Source organism: Paenibacillus massiliensis subsp. panacisoli DSM 21345, assembly GCF_000426545.1.
GTDB classification, from domain to species: Bacteria; Bacillota; Bacilli; order Paenibacillales; family Paenibacillaceae; genus Paenibacillus; species Paenibacillus panacisoli.
The window spans coordinates 252,480-256,099 of sequence record NZ_KE384535.1 but is presented as its reverse complement, the minus strand read 5'-3'; the positions used below and the strand labels follow the sequence as shown (position 1 = coordinate 256,099).

1 protein-coding gene is annotated in these 3,620 nt (G+C 52.7%); it reads right to left on the bottom strand.

Going from position 1 to position 3,620, the window contains the following annotated elements; translation table 11 throughout:
* Positions 1-3,620: condensation domain-containing protein (locus K331_RS30695; RefSeq protein WP_156897729.1), on the bottom strand; the 3,620-nt coding region annotated here is incomplete at both ends.

Below are 3,620 nucleotides of genomic sequence, written 5' to 3'. Positions count from 1 at the left end.
AGCAGCCGCACCGGGAATTCGCTCAGTCGGTAATCCCGACGATAGGCTGCTGCCGTATTTACCAGACTGCGATGCTCGATCATGACGCCCTTCGGCTGGCCCGTCGTACCTGAGGTATAGATGACATACGCCAGATCGTTCGGTCCAGACCATGGCTCCAGATTCGAGCCATCTCCATGGTAGACGGCATCCGTCCCATCCAGGACGAGCATACGTCCATCGAACGCGACTTTATCCGCCAGATGACGCTGAGTCAGCAGCAGCTGTGCTCCCGAGTCCTCCAGCATGTAGCGAATTCGCTCCTCTGGATACGTCGGGTCAATCGGCACATACGCACCGCCAGCCTTCAGGATCGCGAAGATGCCTACGATCATGTCCACCGAGCGCTCGGTCATGAGACCGACTAACTGATCCTTCGTGACTCCTTCATTACGCAGCATCCGCGCCAGACGGTTCGCTCGCTCATTCAGCTCGCGGTAGGTCAGCTGCTCTCCTTCGCAGAACAGAGCTGGTTGCTCTGGAGTCAGCTCCGCTTGCGCCTCGAACAAGCCGTGAATCGTCTGCTCACTCGGGTAAGCCACCGTGGTATCTCCCCAGATGTCGAGGATCTGTCTACGCTCTGGCTCCGTGACGATTGCCAATTCATTCACTCGAAGTTCCGGGTTCGCTGCTACCTGCTCCAGCAGATGAACAAGATGTCCTTGAATCCGTTCGACTGCTGAGCGGTCATACAGTCCTGCGTTATATTCGAATCGGATCTTCATCGCTTCCTGTGGCATAACGACCAGATTGAAATCATAGTTCGTCTGCTCCACCATGCCTGCGTTGCTAATCGCAAAATCCGATTCTGCCCCTTCACCAAGCTGCTCGACCTGCTGCTCCACTGGATAGTTCTCAAATACGAGAATGTGGTTGATCAGGTCTTGCTTTTGCTCCGTCAGAGCTTGAATTTCATAGAGCGGGTAAGTCTCATAGGCCTGTGAACGAAGCGCCTGCTGCTGTGTGCCTTTCATCAATTCAGCAAAGCTATCCTCAGCTCCACCGCGAATCCGTACCGGAATCGTATTAATGAAGAGGCCTACCATATGTTCCATCCCTGGAATATCAGCCGGACGACCGGAAACTACGCTGCCAAATACAGCGTCATCATTGCCGTTATACTTTTGAAGCAACAAGCCCCATACGGTCTGCAGTAGTGTATTGATGGTCACATGATGCTGTTTGGCAATCACGTCAATGCGTGCAGTGAGATCCTTGCCCAGATCACAAAGGATATGCTCAAATTGAGTCTGCTTCACTTTCTCCGCTTTGACAGCTGTGCCACCCGTAGGAAGTACCGCTTGCTGGTCATAGCCGAACAGATACTGGTTCCAGTAGGAAGCTGCTTCAAGATCGTCCTGCTCCTCCAGCCACTCAATATATTGATGATATGGAGTAACCGGTGACAACTTCGGCGCTCTCTGCTCCACCGCTGCAAAATACACCTCAAATACTTCATCTGTCACCAGTGCCACACACCAGCCATCCATCAGAATATGATGGGAGCTCCACACAAAGCGATAATCCTGATCGCTGGTCTGTATTATCGCTACACGCATCAGCGCATCACGAGATAGATCAAAGCCAGCTTGCTTATCCTGACGAATGTATTCCTGCAGGAACACCTCTTGCTCCTGTGCGCTAAAATGACGCAGATCCTCATGGCAGAACCCGATTTCCTTATGGCGGAAGATGACCTGTACAGGCTCATCCTGCCAGCCACTGTAGAAATTCGCTCTGAAAATCTCGTGACGCTGCGCCAAATGCTGCAGGCTATCCCGGAACAGCTGCACATTGAAACGTCCATGCAGATCAAACGTCGTCTGTTCAAAGTAAGCCCCAGACCCAGCATCCAGCAGACTGTGGAACAGCATGCCTTTTTGCATCGGTGTCAGCGCGTAGACATTTTCCAACTCGCCGATGTCTCGCGTCTGCGCTATTAATTGATCAAGCTCTGTCATTGTTACGTTCTTCAGCATAATATCGCTTGGAGTCAGCTCCGTCTGTTCACGCGCCACGCAGTGCTCAAGGATGTCCTGCAGACTGGTTCTCAGCGCATCCGCAAGCTTCTCCATCGTGTCAGCCTGGTACTCTTGATGACTGTAGCTAATCGTCAGTTGCAGCTCACCATTCGAGATCAATCCATTGATGTCCAAGGCATAGGCTCTTGCCTGCAATGCACTGTGCTCGCTTCCGCCAGCATACGGAGATACCTGAATCGAGCCCTGTGGGACGTCCTGATCAAATTGACCAAGATAGTTGAAGCTGATCTCTGGCTCTACTGTAAAGCTCTCCTGCACATCAAGCGCAGACAAGTATCTTAAAATGCCGTAGCCAATGCCCTTTTGCGGAATATGACGAAGCCCTTCCTTCACCTGCTTAATTTGCTTGGAGAGGTCCTCGCATGCTGTCATATCCAGCACTACCGGGAATTGAGTGGTGAACCAACCCACCGTCCGTGAAATATCAATATCCTGCACGATACCTTCACGGCCATGTCCCTCTAGACTCACCAGTACTCGCTCGATGCCAGCCCAGCGCTGAATGGACATGCCGAGCGCAGTGAGCAGCAGATCGTTTACATCTGTACTATAGGCTCGATGTGCCTGCTTGAGCAGTTGCTCAGTCTCCTGCGCCGTCCAACTGATCGTCACCGTCGCGCTATCCTTGTTCAAGGAATATGGCTGCGGTGTATCCTTCGGAAGTACCTCATAGTTGCCTTGCTCAATATCCTTCCAGAACTTCAGCTCGGCCGCTACTGCTTCACTGTCTGCATAGCGGGCTTGCTCCTCAGCCCAGGTACGGAATGAATCTGACTTGTTCGGAAGCGAGATCACTTGTCCGTTCGAGGCTTGTTCGTAAGCTGCCGTAATATCCTCGAACAGAATCCGCCACGATACTCCGTCCACCACCAAGTGATGAATGGCAATCAGCAGGTGGTCGCCATCTGCGCAATGGAACAGCCCCAGTCTTACTAGTGGTCCAGTGCTCAGATCTATACTGGATTGAATTTCGTTCGCCTTGGCCTCGATGATGTGAGCAAGCTCCGGCTCCGCTCTTAGATCAATTGCCTCCAGTGTGTACAGCTGGCCTTCACCAACTGCACGGTTATAAGCTTCATAGCCTTGCTCGGCCAGACGGAATACGGTCCGCAGAGCATCATGATGACTTACCACATGATTCATGGCTGCACGAAGCACCTTCTCATCAAAACCATCCGGGTTGTACAGCATGACGGACTGGTTATGGTGATGTGCTTCTGCAAAATGCTGCTCGAAGAACCAATGCTGAACCGGGGTGAGCTTCACAGCTCCCTGTACTTCGCTCTGATCTGCCAGTCTGGTCACCGATTGAACTCTTGGTGACAAGGCTGCCACTGTCGGATGGCTGAACAGGTCCTTCATCTCCATCCGGTATCCAGCCTGCAGGAGCCGTGACGACACCTGTAGCGCCTTGATGGAATCGCCGCCCAGCTCGAAGAAATTGTCCTGCGTGCCGATGGCTTCCATGCCCAGCACACCAGCCCAAATCTCTGCCAATACCTGCTCCACCGCTGTGCGTGGTGCAACATAGGCTGCACC